Origin of the sequence: Streptomyces sp. PH10-H1, assembly GCF_030063355.1 — a bacterium.
In the GTDB taxonomy this organism is placed as follows: domain Bacteria; phylum Actinomycetota; class Actinomycetes; order Streptomycetales; family Streptomycetaceae; genus Actinacidiphila.
The window spans coordinates 1-14,887 of sequence record NZ_JASISZ010000120.1; the positions used below are offsets into that span (position 1 = coordinate 1).

Annotated in this window: 12 protein-coding genes and 1 pseudogene; 4 read left to right on the forward strand and 9 right to left on the reverse strand. The window is 71.6% G+C overall.

The annotated features are described in order from the left end of the window. Positions 1-61 precede the first annotated feature (61 nt). Both QMK24_RS38520 and QMK24_RS38525 read right to left on the reverse strand, forming a co-directional pair. Positions 62-2,539 carry a discoidin domain-containing protein gene (locus tag QMK24_RS38520; RefSeq protein ID WP_283471552.1) on the reverse strand — a complete coding sequence of 826 codons (2,478 nt, stop codon included), beginning with the start codon at positions 2,537-2,539 and terminating at the stop codon, positions 62-64. A 335-nt stretch (positions 2,540-2,874) separates the two neighbouring features. Further along, on the reverse strand, positions 2,875-3,654 hold the full coding sequence (locus tag QMK24_RS38525; RefSeq protein ID WP_283471553.1) for a DUF6227 family protein: 780 nt from the start codon (positions 3,652-3,654) through the stop codon (positions 2,875-2,877). Between the two features lie 232 nt (positions 3,655-3,886). Here QMK24_RS38525 and QMK24_RS38530 point away from each other — a divergent pair, with 232 nt between their 5' ends. Next, positions 3,887-5,143: a phosphodiester glycosidase family protein gene (locus QMK24_RS38530; RefSeq protein WP_283471555.1), complete on the forward strand. Its 1,257-nt coding sequence runs from the start codon at positions 3,887-3,889 to the stop codon at positions 5,141-5,143. A 309-nt stretch (positions 5,144-5,452) separates the two neighbouring features. On the opposite strand, the gene QMK24_RS38535 is transcribed toward QMK24_RS38530, so the two are convergent. Continuing rightward, positions 5,453-6,328: a siderophore-interacting protein gene (locus QMK24_RS38535; RefSeq protein ID WP_283471557.1), complete on the reverse strand. Its 876-nt coding sequence runs from the start codon at positions 6,326-6,328 to the stop codon at positions 5,453-5,455. Positions 6,329-6,496: 168 nt separating this feature from the next. On the opposite strand from QMK24_RS38535, the gene QMK24_RS38540 reads away from it, so the two are divergent. Further along, the gene (locus QMK24_RS38540) at positions 6,497-6,742 is read left to right on the forward strand and encodes a hypothetical protein (RefSeq protein ID WP_283471558.1); all 246 of its coding nucleotides are present in this window, start codon (positions 6,497-6,499) and stop codon (positions 6,740-6,742) included. A 297-nt stretch (positions 6,743-7,039) separates the two neighbouring features. On the opposite strand, the gene QMK24_RS38545 is transcribed toward QMK24_RS38540, so the two are convergent. Beyond that, entirely contained in the window at positions 7,040-7,828 is a 789-nt protein-coding gene (locus QMK24_RS38545; protein ID WP_283471559.1) for an FkbM family methyltransferase, read from the reverse strand. Positions 7,829-7,956: 128 nt separating this feature from the next. Here QMK24_RS38545 and QMK24_RS38550 point away from each other — a divergent pair, with 128 nt between their 5' ends. Further along, positions 7,957-9,333 carry a DUF5005 domain-containing protein gene (locus QMK24_RS38550; RefSeq protein ID WP_502962499.1) on the forward strand — a complete coding sequence of 459 codons (1,377 nt, stop codon included), beginning with the start codon at positions 7,957-7,959 and terminating at the stop codon, positions 9,331-9,333. Here QMK24_RS38550 and QMK24_RS38555 read toward each other — a convergent pair. The 5 genes and pseudogenes from QMK24_RS38555 to pgfA all read right to left on the reverse strand — a co-directional run bounded on the left by QMK24_RS38555 (position 9,311) and on the right by pgfA (position 13,405). Next, positions 9,311-9,568, reverse strand: coding sequence for a Trm112 family protein (locus tag QMK24_RS38555; RefSeq protein ID WP_283471565.1), 258 nt, complete (start codon positions 9,566-9,568; stop codon positions 9,311-9,313). The two genes, QMK24_RS38550 and QMK24_RS38555, sit on opposite strands and share 23 nt — an antisense overlap. Before the next feature lie 63 nt (positions 9,569-9,631). Further along, positions 9,632-10,348: pseudogene (locus tag QMK24_RS38560) on the reverse strand (class I SAM-dependent methyltransferase); the annotation flags it as partial. Beyond that, entirely contained in the window at positions 10,345-11,715 is a 1,371-nt protein-coding gene (locus QMK24_RS38565) for a condensation domain-containing protein (protein ID WP_283471560.1), read from the reverse strand. The pseudogene QMK24_RS38560 and the gene QMK24_RS38565, both read right to left, overlap by 4 nt. Further along, positions 11,712-12,338, reverse strand: coding sequence for a class I SAM-dependent methyltransferase (locus tag QMK24_RS38570; RefSeq protein WP_283471561.1), 627 nt, complete (start codon positions 12,336-12,338; stop codon positions 11,712-11,714). Before QMK24_RS38570 ends, QMK24_RS38565 begins: the two co-directional genes overlap by 4 nt. Next, positions 12,335-13,405, reverse strand: coding sequence for a cell envelope lipid trafficking protein PgfA (gene pgfA / locus QMK24_RS38575; protein ID WP_283471562.1), 1,071 nt, complete (start codon positions 13,403-13,405; stop codon positions 12,335-12,337). The genes QMK24_RS38570 and pgfA overlap by 4 nt, the downstream gene beginning before the upstream one ends. Positions 13,406-13,714: 309 nt before the next feature. On the opposite strand from pgfA, the gene QMK24_RS38580 reads away from it, so the two are divergent. Beyond that, complete coding sequence (locus QMK24_RS38580; protein WP_283471563.1) at positions 13,715-14,857, forward strand: glycosyltransferase family 4 protein; 1,143 nt, start codon at positions 13,715-13,717, stop codon at positions 14,855-14,857. Positions 14,858-14,887: the final 30 nt, after the last annotated feature.

A 14,887-nucleotide genomic window follows, 5' to 3' on the forward strand; every position in this document is an offset into this window, starting at 1 on the left:
CGTCGCACATCCCCCGTGGATGTGCGACGCGCGCCGGTTGCCGGATGCCGGACTCGGCGGCCTACTGGGCGTAGACCTCGAACTCCGCGATCTGGGCGGCCGCCCAGTCGGTGTTGCCGGTGACGTTCAGGCGGATGTACCGCGCCGAGGTCGCCGGCAGCGTTACCGTCACCGAATTGCCCGTCGCCGGATCGAAGACGTATCCGGTGGAGGCCACGGCCGGCGTATAGGTGACGCCGTCGGTGCTGGTCTCCACCGAGAGGGTCTCGGCGCGGCTGCCCCAGGTGGGCGGGATGGTCAGGACAAGCCGGCCGACGCCGGTGGCGGCGCCCAGGTCGGCCTGCAGCCACTGCGGGAAGACGCCGTTCCTGCTCTCCCAGTAGGTGCTCGGGTTGGCGTCGTTGGTGAAGGCCGCAGGGAATCCATCCACATTGCTGCTGACGGTCATGGTGCGGCCCAGCGCCAAGTTGCCGTTCGGGTCGTAGCCGACGCCGGACAGGCTGACGGTGTACGGGCTGAACGGTGTGTCCGAGACGATGGTCAGCGCGCCGCCGTGGTTGCCCTTGGCGGTCGGGGTGAAGGCCACCTGCACCGTGCAGGTGGCGCCGACCGCCAGCGTCGTGCCGCAGTCGTTGGTCTGCGAGAAGTCGCCGTTGGCCGTGATGGACGCCAGCCGGGCCGGGTTCGGACCCGGGTTGGTGACGGTCACCGGTGAGTTCGCGCTGGTGCTGCCCGGATCGACCACCCCGAGGAACTTCGAGGAGTCGCTGAGCCGCAGCACGCCGTTCGGCGGGAAGCCGCACTGCGAGGTGTCCCAGCCCCGGTTGCCCTCGCCTTTGGTGAGGGTGAACCCGTAGCCGCAGTCGTATACGCCGGCGGCTCCCAGGCCTGTGGCGGTGACGTCGGAGAAGGTGGCGGAACCGGCGGCCTGCTCCTGCACGGCGAAGGTGCCCGCGTTGTGGATGACGACCCTGCGGACGTCCGCATTGGTGACGGACGAGCCGATGAACTGGATCGCCTCGTACGGACTGTCCACGATGGTCGTGTCCGTGACGTCGATCCTTCCGGTCATCGGCTCGTCGAGGGCGTAGAACCAGAGCGCGCCGACGCCGAACAGCCAGTTCGGGTCGAGTACGCCGGTGCGTACCAGGGTGTTGCGTGCGATGGTCGTGGTGCCGGAGAGCGCGACCGCGCCGAACCGGTTGCCGACGTGGATGCCGCCGCCCTGGGTGAGGGTGTCGGTGACGAGGTTGTCGGTGATCGCGTTGTCGTGGCCGCCGTACAACGCGATGTTGTTCGCCAGGATCGGCAGCACGACGGTGTTGTGGCTGAACGCGTTGTCGTGGTCGGCGTGACCGCCGGACCACATGGCCAGGCCGTCGTCCCCAGTGTTGCGGATGTAGGAGTTCTTGACGGTGGCGTGCGAGATTCCGTCGTGGAAATTCAGTCCGTCACCAGTCACATCCTGGATCCGGACGTCGCTGATGGCCAGACCGTCGAAGGGACCGTCGAACCACATGCCGACCTTGGTGTGCGCGATCCACAGGTTCTTGATGGTGGAACCGCCGCCCAGTGCGCCCCCTATGCCGTTGACCGGCGCCGAGTCGTCCCGGTTGGCGGCCTCGCCGAAGACGGCGAAGTCCGACAGATGCACATGGGTGCTGGGCGTCGGCGCGGCGTTTCCGTAGATGCCGACGTTCCGGCCGGTGAGCACGGAGTGCCAGGCGCCCGCCCCGCGCACGGTCACGTTGTCGACGGCCAGGTGGCCGGTGACGGTGAAGGTGCCCACCGGGATCCACACCGTTCTGTGCCGCTCGGCGCCCGCGTCGATGGCCTGCTGGATCGCGGTCGTGGAGTCCTTTCTGCCGCTGGCGTCCGCGCCGAAGTCGAGCACGGACAGCGCGCCGTGCGGCTGGTGCGCGGGCGGGTCGACGCGTTCGAAGTCGGCGACGTCGACCGTGACCGGCGTCGAACCGGCGTCCACCTGCAGCCGGACCCTGGTGCCGGCCGGCAGGGTGTGCGCGAACGTCGTGCGGACGTCGTCGTAGAAGTGGTGCGCCTTGCCGTCGGCCGGATTGTTGCTGAACGGGTAGTTGCCGTAGAACCACGCGTACTTCGAGGTGAGGGTCAGGTCACGGGACTTGGACCCGTTGACGTAGACGGCCAGCGGCGCGGTCAGTCCCGTGCCGTCCGCCGCGTCGGGTATCGAGTAGTGCAGGTCGACCGCGTTCGCCGGCTTCGTCAGCGTGAACTCGACGTACTTGCCGCGGCCCGTGAGCGTGACCGCCCTGCGGGCGACCGCTTCTGAGGCGAGTGTGCCGAAGTCGCCGGACGGACCGATCCTGGTGCCGTTGCTGCGCGCGCCCGTCGCCGCGTACTCGGTGAACGGGAGGTCGGCTCCCCTGCGGCCGTGCGAGCCACCGCCGTCCGGCCCCGCGTCGGCCGGGGCCTTCGCACCGGCCGAGGACGCGGTCAGGGGTGCGGCCTGCGCGGGAACGGCGGTGAACAGGCCGGTGATCGTGGCCAGGGCCGCGGTCACGACGACCGCTCCGGCTGCGATGCGATGAGGACCGGTTCGTCCGGCCCTGGGTCTCTGCGATGGCATGGAGACGCCTTCCTGAGGATATTTCAGATACCGGAGCAATCGCCGTCACAATATTTCTGTCAGATGTCAAACAACAAGCAGCAGGCAAGAGGAATTTTGTGGCAATCAGCGACTTCGTTGCTCAGCTGGCTACGCCTGCTCACAGCATGGCGAACCCCCGAGGTCGTGTCCCGCGACCTCGGGGGTTGGTTCGGGCTTGGAAGGAGCCGGACGGATCGGTCCGGCTCAGAACGTTCAGGCGCGTCCAGGCACGTCCAGGCACGTTCAGGTCAGAACGACTCGAGGCGCCGTTCCGCCGAGTCGCGGGCCGTGTCCATGCAGTCGTAGACCTCGCAGACGGGGTGCCTGTTCGTGGTCATGGAGTGGTCCACTTCCCACAAGCTGATCTCCTCGCCGCATGGGAGCAGGAACGCGTGCTCGTACAGCGTCCAGCCGACGCTTCGCTCGTCGATCCTCCTGCTGCTGTTCCCCGCGAAGGCGATGTCATGGCCGACGGCGGACAGCACGCGCCGGCGGACCGCCTCACCGGGGAGGTCTGGGTTCACGGCGCGGCGCAGGAGCCGTACCGCGTGGTCGGCGGAGTTGTCCTCCTCATACACCCGGTGGCGCCGCGCGGACGAGGGGGCGAACAGCAGATCCATCCGGATCGCCGGCAGATCGATGACCGCGGGACCGTGCTCCAGATCGCCGAACCGTACGTCCACGTCCATCTCGGCCACCAGCACGCCCGACTCGTCCGCGAACACCTCATGCACGAGGTGTTCCACGGGCCCGGTGTCGTGCTCCAGCTCCCAGAGCACCGGCGTCGTGCCGTCGGGCAGCAGATAGACGTGCCGCAGCGTGCGGCGGCTGAGCAGCCGGCCGGGTTCCTTGCCGTAGCGGTTCGACACCAGTTCGGTGCGGTGAACGATGGCGGTGCGCAGCCTGGCGAGCAGCGCCTCGGCGATCGGCGCCGGCTGGGCGGCACGGGCCAGCAGCCCGTCGATGTGGTCGGACGGGGTCCGGTCGCTGAAGTCATCGCGCGGCGTGGTGGGTTCCGGGTAGGTCATGTGGCCCTCTTGATGATCACGTCCCTGCCGTCCAGGCGCTCAGAGTAGTGGGCCCGGCACGCTCTGTGCCAGGGGTTGCACGGGATACGGGCCACCCGGTTCGGCGCCCAGCGCCTCCGGTGTCCGTGATCCCACGCGGGCGTGCGGGTGTTTCTCCTCGCGGTTCTGGTTAGGCCGCCAATCGACGGGATAAAGCGTATTGACTTACTCATAACGTCACAAAAGGAGCGTCATGACCCAAGGGGCGGGCGGGCGGATCACGGATCTTCAGGAAACGACGGAGCGTGACGACGGCACCGGTGATGACGTGATCGGTAGCGGGGCCCGCAGGCGGCGGCGCCTCGTGCCGTGGAAACCCAAGCGGGATCTGACGCCGGCGCAGCTGCGCCGGCGGCTGGCCGTCACCCGGGGCGCGCTGGCGGTCAGTCTGGTGTGCGTCGGCACGGTGGGCTGGTCGGTGGGCAAGGCCCTGACCTACCCGGGCAAGGACAGCGTGCTGGCGCGGCTCGCGGAATGGAGCCGTGACCACTCGCTGGGCGTGGTGGTCGACAAGCTCGAGGACCTGCAGTACCAACTCAATCCACCGGAGGTCGGCGGCTCTCTGCCGGCCGGCGCGCTGGCCCGGATGAAGGCGACCGATCCCGCGAACGTCCGCACGCCCGCGCTGCCGTTGCGCGAGCCGATGCGGCCCATCGTCACTCCTGGACTGCCCGGCGAGGGCGTCTGGCGCGCGGTGGCCAGCTCCAAAGGGCTGCCGATCGTGCAGGCCACTTACGTGCGCCCCGACGACGAGCACACCTCCTACCAGGCGGCGATCGCCTGGATCAGCACGAAACACGCCCGCTTCCAGCTGCACCCCGGCTTCAGGGAGCCCGGGGGCACCTTCTCCGTTCCGCCGACCATTCCCCCTGGCCAGCGGACCGGACTCGTCGCGACCTGGAACGGCGGCTTCCGGGTCACCGACGGCGGGTCGCACGGCGGCTTCTACCTCAACGGTGAGACCGCCGGTGAGCTGCGCTATGGCACCGCCTCCGAGGTGTTCTACCGCGACGGCTCCATCAAGATCGGCGTGTGGGGACGCGAATTCTCCATGACGCCGGAGGTCGTCGGCGTCCGCCAGTGCCTGGACCTGATGGTCGACGACGGGCAGGTCGTACCCGACATCGGCAACGACGCCAAGTGGGGCGTCACCGACCAGAGCAGGATGTACGTGGAGCGCTCCGGTGTCGGCGTCACCGCCGAGGGGGACATCATCATGGTCGTCGGCCAGGCCCTGACCGCCCGCACCCTCGCGGAGCTGATGCAGCAGGCCGGCGCGGTCCGCGCCATGCCGCTTGACATGAACCGCGCCTGGCCTTCCTTCATGGCCTATGACGGCAGCCGGAACCCCGCCAACCCCACTCCCACCAACCTCCTCGACTTCGAGAACCCGCCGGACCGCTACTACGTCCAGGCCACCCGTGACTTCGTCGCCGTCTACGGGAAGTAGCACGTCCGCGGGAAGGAGCGGGAAGAAGAACGTCCGGCCGCGGATGTCGGTGCCCCCGGTGATGGCCCGGTGGACCGGGGGCCCGGGGGCGGGCACGAAACGGACGTGCTCCCCGGCCGCCGGCCAGGGTCGGCGTCCCCCTCTTGGCCTGCGGTTTCATCCGAATAGGTGAGTGGTCGCGGACACCCCGAATCGGGTCCAAGCCCCACCTGATAGCCACGCGGAACGCACCACGTGTGATGCTTGGTAGTGACAGCCGCCACTCAGGCCGCGTTCGCCGCCTTCTGGTTCTCTCCGGGCGGCCCCGTTCTACGAAGCCCGACGAAGGTGCCATGACCACGCTGTTCTCCAATCCTGATCCCGCCACACCGGTGGCGGCGCACACCTCGCCGATCCCGTCGACCGACCCGTTCCAGCAGGCCGACCTGGGCGACGCAGCGGACGAGACGGAAGAGGACGACATGGACACGCCTGTGGCGGCGCCGGCCTAGAAACCGGCAGGCCGACGGCGACAGTTTCGACCAGCAGGTCGCTGTGCCCGGCCGGCGGCCCGTTGCGGTGCACCCAGTGCACGGTCACCTCGCCCCGCGTCTCGAACCGCTGTTCCTCGGCCGCGTCGCCGACCTCGATGTACGCCACCGCGCGGGCGCCCTCGGGGAGCGACTCGAGGAGAGTGCCGATCGAGGGCAGCGCCGTCTCGTCCCCCGCCAGCAGGAGCCAGTCGGACGCGCCGAGGGGCCGGGCGTAGACCGGTGACGGTCCGACCATGCCGAGCGTGTCGCCGGGTTCGGCGGCCCTGGCCCACCGCATCGCCGGGCCGCCCGCGGTGCCGCCCGCCGTGGTGGCGTCCGGTCCCGCCGCGTCGTGCAGGACGAAATCGATGTCGATCGCGGTGCGCCGCGGGTGGTGCGCGCGGATCGTGTGGCCGCGCAACCACGGCCGCCCGGGCTCGGGGATCGCCAGGTACGCCTGGTACCACCGCATCACGTCGCCGTCCTCGGCCGGCGCCGGGAGCCGGGGTACGGCCTGGCCCGGTCTCGGGAAGCACAACTTCGCCTGCAGGTCGGGCGCGTCGTAGGTGAAGTCGGTGAGATCGTCACCGCCGAAGGTGATGCGCGCCATGTGCGGCGTGATCCGCCTGGCCTCGATGACCTGGGTGAACCTGACCGGCAGCGCCTGCTGCACCCGGACCTCCCGTTGCTGGTGGCGGCCGCGTCGATCGGCCCCGACCGGGTCTATCAAACGGTGCCGCGGACTTGTCAAGGAATCGAATCAAGAACTTTCGGAGATAACCGCCGTCCGGCACGCACACACGACATACGGACTGTCAGACCCAGACGGCAGACTGGTCCCATGGACGCCGAAGACGACGAACTCGCCATCCTGCAAGCCCTGCACGCCCACGCCCGCGCGAGCGGCGAGGATCCGGGCCTGGTCGAGGAACTGATCGCCCTCGTACGCGGCTTCGGCTCCCTCGACGCTGCCGCCGAGGCCTCGGACCGCGCCGAGCGTTGTACGGACAGCCAGGCCAGAGAGCTGTCCGCGACGATCGACCTGTGGCGCAGCCTGCCCGACAACGATCCGAGCCGCCGACGGTAGCCGCGGCGCCGGGGAGCCGGGGCGGTCGCTCCGGCCGGTCGCGCGCGGGGCATGCGTGGGCCCCGCGCCCGCGGGGGGTGAGCGCGGGGCCAACGGGCCGGGGAGCGTCCTCACAAGCGCCGCCCGGCAGGGCACGCCCGGGAACCAGTCGGGCGGTGATGGCCGGTGCGCGGCCCGGCCGGGGTGTACGGCCAACGGGGAAGGCTACCGAGACGTCGGTCCGGGCCGCGCAGTTCGATTCTGGGGCGCGGAGTGCCTCCTGCCCAACCCGCGTCCTCCCCCTGACCGCTGCCCGTCCTACCCCTGTGCGGCCCCGTCCTCCTGGGGACCCGGCGCCTCTTCCGGGGTGAACAGGATCGAGTTGACGTAGCGGGGACGGGGTCGCACCGCGCGCCGCAGCAGGCCCGCGTCGACGACATGGGCGAAGCGGCGCTGGTGGTTCTCCAGGTCGAAGGCGCCGAGGGGTATCCAGTGCCGCTCGGGCAGCACCCAGGCGCGATAGCCCCACTGTCGGAGCAGTCCGGTGATGTGCTCGACCGGCTGGATCCTCGCCTCGGCCTCGATGAAGAGATTGGGCCGGTCGCGGCGCACGGTGCGTTCGGCGCCCCGGAGCACGGCCGTTTCGTGTCCCTCGACATCGATTTTGACGAAGGAGACATCGCTCAGGCCGAGGGCGTCGATGGATACCAGACGCACCGGGAGGCTGCGGTGATGGACCTCCGGGCGCGGGTCGAGGGAGGTCAGGCCGCGGGATTCTCGGCCCTCATGGTCGGCGAGCCAGATCCGGGCGTCGCCGTCGCGGTCGGAGGCGGCGGCGTTGAGCACGGTCACGGAGGGCGGGACGGTGCCGCGCAGCACCGCGTACACCTCCGGTACCGGTTCGAACGCCACCACGCGCTCCGCCCGCCGGGACAGCCGCCGCGACCACGGCCCGTACCAGGCACCGACATCCAGCGCGGTGCCGTGCGCCGGGCACATCTCGTCGAGTCTGGCGAGTTCGGGCTCCTGCCGGGGGTAGAGAATGTCGATCGTCAGGGCCAGCCAGCGGGCCGGCAGACGGGGGCCGAGAACGGCTGCCAGGGTCATAGGTGCCCTCCGAGCTGTTGGCGCGGCATTGCCGCGAAGCGCCGCCGGCAACTAGTCTCCGATTCTGATGGAGCGTCATACCTATCTGTTCCCGGAGGAGTTGCCCCGATCCGGTGCGGTGCCGACGTGTGACATCCCTGCTGCTGGCCGTGGCCGCCGGGCTCGCCGGCTGCTCGGTCGGCGGTGACACACGGCCCGCCCCGTGCGGCGGGCTCCACATCTCCTCGTGGTCCCAGGACCACGGGGTCACCGACGAGTTCGCCCGGTACGGCGACGACGCCTCCCACCCCGGCGCCTGGACCGGCGGCGACGGCACCCACTCGGTCCGGCTGCCCGACGGGCGGACGCTCTGGCTCGCCGATGATCCGGTCCTCGATCCGGTGTATCCGCCGCCGAACCCACTGGGCCAGCCCTATCCCTGGCGCGACACCACCGGCGGCCGGACGCCGGTCTGGGCGCACAACGCCGTACTGGTGATGTCCGCCGCGGGCCGCCTGGAACGGACGCTGCCCGGCGGGACCCCGGCGGCTCCCGCCGCGTACTTTCCCGATCCGTCCGCCGTCCCGCAGGTGTGGCGCTGGCCGGTGCAGGGCGTGGTGGAGCCGCGTTCGCCCGGTGCGGCGGAGCAGGTGGTGCGGATCCTGCTGTGGGACCGGGTGGCCGGGCCGCCGCCGTGGCTGTACGGGGTTCCGCTCGCGACCGAGGTCGCCACGCTGTCGCTGCCCGGTCTGCGACTGGAGAGCATCGTCCAGGTCTCCGACCAGAGCGCCGTCCCCTCCCCCGGCCGGCGGGTGCTCTACGGCGCCGGCGCGGTGCACGCGGACGGCTGGACGTACGTCTTCGGCGGCGACGACGGACCGGGCCGCAGTCCGGCGCTCGCGACCTCGCAGGCCTATCTCGCCCGCGTGCCCCAGGGGAGGCTGGCGGACCCCTCGGCCTGGAGGTACTGGAACGGAACCGGATGGCAGGCCAGTGCCTCGCGGGCGGTACCGGTCCTGGGTGGCGGCGAAGGGGGCGGCAACGGGGGCGGCAACGGGAACGGACGTCGCGGCGTGGGCAGTTCCCTCTCCGTCGTGCGGCAGGACGGCACCTGGGTGCTGTTCACCATGGACGCGGGCGGACCCGCCGCGAGCGGGCTGAGCGCCGTGGCCACGTACTGGGCCTGCGCCCCGCAGGGGCCGTGGCACGGACCGGCCGCGGGGTTCCGCCCGCCGCTGCCGCAGGACACCTCCCCGCAGTCGGCCGCCGTGGTCTACAACCCGCAGATCCACGCGGAGTTCACCCGGCGGGACGGCCTGCTGCTCAGCTACGACGTGAACTGGCTGGGCACCTCCAGCGCGCAGGTGGGCGCCGAGGTCAACCGGAACGCGGCGCTGTACCGGCCGCGGTTCGTCCGGCTGCGGCTGGGCCCGGTCGCCGCGTCGTCCGGGCCGTCCGCCTCGTCCGCCGGGCAAGCCCCGGCCGCTGCGTTCGCTACGTTCGCTACGTCGCCGGTACGTCACTGACGTCCTCCGGCGCGGTCTGGGACCGCACCCGCGCGGTCCGCTCCATGATCAGGTCGTGGCCGGGAGTGTCGAGGGTCTCGGCCTGGTCGGCGAGCAGATAGGGGATGCCGTTCACGACCGGGTAGCGGCGGCGCAGCCGCGGGTTGTAGAGCGCGTCGGCCTCCGCGTCGTACACCAGCGGCCCCTTGTCGATGGGGCACGCGAGCAGATCGAGCAATGCCTGGATGACCGGCATCCCGTCCTCCGATTGCGGCAGGGGCGGCCGCTCCAGTGGGGTCGCGCAGGAAGTGAGCGGTGTGCGGGCGTGCACGAGCAGGTCCGCGGCGAGCGAGGGCGCCAGCCGGAACAGCCGGTCCAGTGGACGCAGCGGCCCTGGCGTGGCGTGGAAGCAGGCGCCGCGCAGCGAGACGATCTCCAGGCCGTGCGCGCGCAGCAGCCCGGTCAGCGCCCGCCGGGTGAACACCCGCAGATGGCCGACGACTTCACGTCCCGGCCGTCCGTAGATTCCGCGCAGGCTCACCTCGGTGAACAGCGGCTGCACCCCCGCCAGCAGCAGGCCGCGGTTGAACCACGCGGCCAGGTTGGGGGTGGACAGCAGCAGTGAGCCGCCCGGGCGCAGGACCCGGGTGATCTCGTCCAGCGCCGCGTCGGTGTCCACCAGATGCTCGATGACCTCGCTCAGCACGACGATGTCGAGGCTGTCGGTCGCGAAGGGCAGCCCGTGGTCGTCGAGTGCCGCGCGCACCGCGGTCAGGCCGCGGGACTGTGCCCGCTCCAGCGCCTGCCGCGACCAGTCGGCGCCGATGACCGTATGGCCCCTGGCCCGGCGGGCCAGGGCGACGGTGGCCTGTCCGTCGCCGCAGCCGATGTCGAGGATGCGCAAGGGGCGCCGGGCCGCCGCCAGGGTCGGCTCGATCATCCGCAGCTGGCGGCGGGCCCGTTCGTCGCCGGAGGCGATCGGGAGCGCCGGATCCTCGTACAGGGCGCGCAGCCCCGGTGGTGCGGGATCGGTCACTGGGAGCGTCCTTCCGTAGCGTGCGCGCTGAGATGGGAAGAGGCGGGCAGCGCGGCGAGTTCGTCCAGCGCTTCGGTGAACGCGGCGGTGAACGCGGCCGCCGCCGGGGCGCCCAGCACCGCGTAACGGTGCCGGACGGCCAGGTGGAGCCGGCCGAAGACGGTCAGCGCCGAGACGGAGAGGCCGCGGGGCATGGGGGCGGGGGCCGCCAGCCACAGGCCGGTGGTGTTCCCCGCGCCGTCGAAGGCGGGCGGGTCGGGCAGCCGTCCCAGGTTGCTGAGCATGGTGGTGTCGGCGAGCAGCCGGGCGGCCGCCCGGACCGGGCCGACCAGGGTGCGCCGCAGACCGCGGGGCAGGGCGGGCGACCCCAGCACCTGTGCGGCGGGGCCGCCGGCCGGTGCGGCGGTGCGCTTGGCCCGCCGCGTCTGGTCGGCGACGGAGGCGAGCAGTTCGGCCGGTTCTCCGGCCGCGGAGCTGATCGAGGTCAGCCGGGAGTGGTTGCGGATGCCGTCGAAACGCCGGTCGGCGGCGCGGGCGTTGATCGGCATGGTGATCCGGACGGGCGTGGACGGGCGGCGGTGCGCCGCGTTCCAGCGGGTCACCGTGAGCGCGAGCGCGGTGATCAGCAGATCGTTGACGGTCGCCGCCCGGCGGCGGGCCGCTGCCGCGAGGGCGGCCGTGCGGTCCGCGTCGAACTCCGTCAGGACGCAGCCGTATCCGCCGTCACCGGGGGCCGCGGCACGGGCCACCCGGACCGCGCGGGGAAAGAGCTCCGCGTGCGGGGCGTGCGCGGCGTCCGGAGCGGCGGGCGACTCGGGGGTACGAGTCTCGTCGGGTACGGCCACGGGATCCTGCGTCCCGTTGTAGGCGTGGCTGACCGAGGTGAGGAATCCCAGGCAGGAGATCGCGTCGAAGAGCGCGTGGTGCGCGGCGATCAGCAGCCGGTCGCCCCCGTCGGCCGCATGCCCGCCTGTACCAGAGGCGTCGGCTCCGGGTCCGGGAGTGCCGGGGGACGGAAGGAGCCGCAGGCGCAGCGTCGGGGAGGTCGACAGCGGCACGGGTGTGTCCATCATTCGGCGGCGTTCGGTGTCGGGTACGGCGCCGGCCGGCGCCACCGTCAGCGGGTCGAGGTCGGGACCGCCGGGGATCTCCCAACTGCTGCGGCGCCGCCACGGCCCGCCGGACGCCCGGCGGGCCCGGGCCATCGGGAGGGCGCGCAGCGCGTCGCCGACCGCGGCGCGCAGCCGGTCGGCGTCGAGGCGCCCGGCCAGGCGCAGTTCCAGCAGGATCAGATTGGGTTCGCCCCGCCGTTCCAGCAGGTCCGCGCTCTCGTCGACGGCGGTGAAGGGGATCGTGCCGCCGGTCATGGGCTCCTCCGCAACGTGACCTGGACGGCGAATCCGCGCAGCACCGGCACGCGGAGCAGGCCCCGGCAGACCCGGGGGAAGTACCGGGGACCGGCCTCGACCAGGACCACGTCGGGCCGTCCGCGCAGATGGCGCAGGAGCGTGCCGGTACGGACCGGGAACCGGGTGCGGCCGCCCGGCGAGCGCCAGTTGGTGAACGCCAGGCACACCGTGCCGTCCGGGCGGGTCACCCGGATGAGCTCGTCCACCAGGCCCACCGGGTCGGGGATCCGGCCGAGGACGTCCGAGCAGTAGCAGACGTCCGCCGCGCCCTCCAGCAGCGGGAGCCAGTACCCGTCGCCGACGACGGTGGCGGGGCCGGTGCGCGCGTGGACCGGGAACGGGTCCACGACGACGCAGCGGGCTCCGGCCGCCCGGAACGCCTCGGCGCACCAGCCGTCGCCGCCGCCGACGTCCACCACCGTGCGGCCACCCAACTCACAGCACTTGGCGACCTGCTGCACGCAGTAGCGGGCCCGCAGGCGGTGGAACACGGTGTGGTCGGAGCCCTGGCGGGCCAGCGCGCGCAGCAACTGGCTCACCGTGGCCCGCCGCAGGGGGTCGGCGGCCGCGTCCGCGCTCACCGGGCAGCTCCGGCCACCGGGTGCGGGCCGCCAGGACCACCCGGGCTGTCAGGACCACCCCGACCGTCCGGACCTCCCGGACCGCCGTTCCCGTCCCGGCCGGCCGGATCCGCCGACTTCTCCGCCCGGGACCGGGCGGCCCGGCCGCGCAGCAGCAGGAGGAAGCCGCCCACGGTGCACAGGACGCCGAGCACCAGTGTCCCCACCGGCAGCGGTCCTGCCAGCATGGCCAGTCCGTCGTGCTTGGTGCGGAACTTGTCGACCAGCGCCTTCTCGGTCTGCGGTGTCGAGTGCAGCTGCACGTCGAGCACGGTGGCCGCGACCTTGTCGCTGCCCGGCAGCCGCAGCGTGATGATCTGATGGCTGGAACCCGCCACCGGCGCTCCGGTGCGGGAGTCGACCAGGTTCACCGAGGCCGGATTGCTGTAGTACTCCTCGACGGTGACCAGATCCTTGCCTGCCGGGAGCCCGACGACCGACGGCGGCACCCGCATGGTCCCGACCCGGACCGGCGGGTCCACCTTGAGGGTGTACTCGTTGAAGGTCTGGCCGTAGAGCCGGCGGGTGCCGGTGAATTCGGCGGGGAACGACTTGCCCGCGGTGGCGTCCCAGACCAGGTAGGCGCGCCGTCCGGTATTGAACGGGTACTTCAGGTACGCCTCCGCGCCGATCGCGGTGTCCCCGCCGCAGCAGTCGCTCGACGCGGTGGTGTGGCGGTCGAACACCCAGCGGTGGGTGCTGAGGTTGAGCGCCTGTCGGGCGTCCGCGAGGTGGACGGTCCTGGAGGTGTCCAGCCGGGTGGAGACGTCCCACACCGCCTTGCCTGCCTGCCGTCCGGCCTCCGCGTCCCCGAGAAGATGCCGGGTGACGGTGAGGGTGTCGGTGGTCACCTTGCCGGTCGTCGGGTCCAGATAGCTGCCGGGACCCGAGCTGACGTCGGTGAAGTCCATGTCGTACGGGGCGACCTGGACCCGCGGCAGCACGAACCAGCGCAGCATGGGGGCGAGGACGAGGAGGAAGACCCCCAGTCCCACGATGAGGACCGCGACGATACGTCGGCCATGCATCACGTCTCCCTGTGTCGCTCCGAGTCGCTGCTGTGACGGGATGTGAAGGGATTCGTACCGGCTGGCTTCGTGTTGACGGAACGCTAGGAAGTTGCTGACAAACAGTCAATAACTAGCGCGGGACTGACTTCATAACTGGCTTGTTACTCACCCGTCACACAGGACCGCTGGTGACCGCGGTGGCCGGACCGATCCGCCACGGATTGATGCGCTTCACATTATTGACGGTTCGTCAACTCCTTTCTACGGTAGGGCCTCTTCCTTCTCGTCACCACCCTCGTCACCACCCCCGGCGAAAGGACCCACCCCATGGCAACCGGACCCGCCCCACCCCGTCCGGCTCCGTTCACTCCGCGTCCCGTTCCCGCGCGCCCGGCGCTGCACATCGGATTTCTCGCCGGCCGCGATCTGGCCAGCCCGCAGGCCGGCGGCTCGGAACTCCTCATCGACCGGCTGGCCCACGGGCTCGCCGACCGCGGCCACCGGGCCACGCTGGTCTGCGGCGGACCGGTAGGGAACGGCCGCCCGTACCGCGTCATCCGCAACGGCGGCGCCTACAGCCAGTTCCTCGGCGCCCCGCTCGCGGTCCGCCGCCAACTGGGCGACTGCGACCTACTGGTGGAGGTCTGCAACGGCCTGCCCTACCTCGTACCGATGTGGCTGCGCTCCATCCCCTCGGTCTGTCTGGTCAACCATGTGCACAGCGAGCTGTGGGGGATCCGCTACCGCCGGCCGATCGCCGCCGTCGGCCGCTACGCCGAGACCGTGCTCATGCCGCGGGCGCACCGGCGCAATCTGTTCGTGGCCGTCTCGCCGTCCACCGCCGATGCCCTGGAGGAGATCGGCGTCGACCGCGACCGTATACGGGTCATCACCAACGGAGTCGAGGACGCGGGCGCCATCGCCCCCGAAGCGCCGGAACCGCTCTTCCTGGCGCTGGGCCGCCTCGCCGACTACAAGCGCATCGACGTCCTGCTGCGGCTGTGGGAACGGGTCCGTCCTGTCACCGGCGGCACCCTCGTCATCGCGGGCGACGGGCCGGAACGGCCGCGGCTGGAGCAACTCGCCGGTCCCGGTGTGCGGTTCACCGGACGGATCAGCGAGGCGGACAAGCAGCAGCTGCTCGGCTCCGCCTGGCTGCTGCTGCACCCCGCCCAGGTCGAGGGCTGGGGACTGGTGATCACCGAGGCCGCGGTACGCCGTACCCCGGCGGTCGGCTTCGACGTTCCCGGGCTGCGCGATTCCGTCGCGCACGGCCGTACCGGGCTGCTCACCCCCACGGGAAGCGGCTTCGCCTCGGCCTGGGCCAGTCTCGCCCTCGATCCGCGCCGGCGCGCGGCGATGGGCCGCGCGGCCCGCCGCCGCGCGCTGGACCTCCAGTGGACCGAGACCGTCGAGCGGTTCGCGTCCGTGGTGGACGAGGCACTGGCCCGCGACCGGCGCCGCCGCTGACTCGCCTGCCGCCGGCATGAGCAGCCGGAC

What these genes read in the sequence shown, in the direction of transcription:
- QMK24_RS38525 (WP_283471553.1), bottom strand. Translation starts at nt 3,654, where the DNA reads ATGACCTACCCGGAACCCACCACGCCGCGCGATGACTTCAGCGACCGG.
- QMK24_RS38530 (WP_283471555.1), top strand. Translation starts at nt 3,887, where the DNA reads ATGACCCAAGGGGCGGGCGGGCGGATCACGGATCTTCAGGAAACGACG.
- QMK24_RS38540 (WP_283471558.1), top strand. Translation starts at nt 6,497, where the DNA reads ATGGACGCCGAAGACGACGAACTCGCCATCCTGCAAGCCCTGCACGCC.
- QMK24_RS38545 (WP_283471559.1), bottom strand. Translation starts at nt 7,828, where the DNA reads ATGACCCTGGCAGCCGTTCTCGGCCCCCGTCTGCCGGCCCGCTGGCTG.
- QMK24_RS38555 (WP_283471565.1), bottom strand. Translation starts at nt 9,568, where the DNA reads ATGCCGGTCATCCAGGCATTGCTCGATCTGCTCGCGTGCCCCATCGAC.
- QMK24_RS38565 (WP_283471560.1), bottom strand. Translation starts at nt 11,715, where the DNA reads ATGACCGGCGGCACGATCCCCTTCACCGCCGTCGACGAGAGCGCGGAC.
- pgfA (WP_283471562.1), bottom strand. Translation starts at nt 13,405, where the DNA reads ATGCATGGCCGACGTATCGTCGCGGTCCTCATCGTGGGACTGGGGGTC.
- QMK24_RS38580 (WP_283471563.1), top strand. Translation starts at nt 13,715, where the DNA reads ATGGCAACCGGACCCGCCCCACCCCGTCCGGCTCCGTTCACTCCGCGT.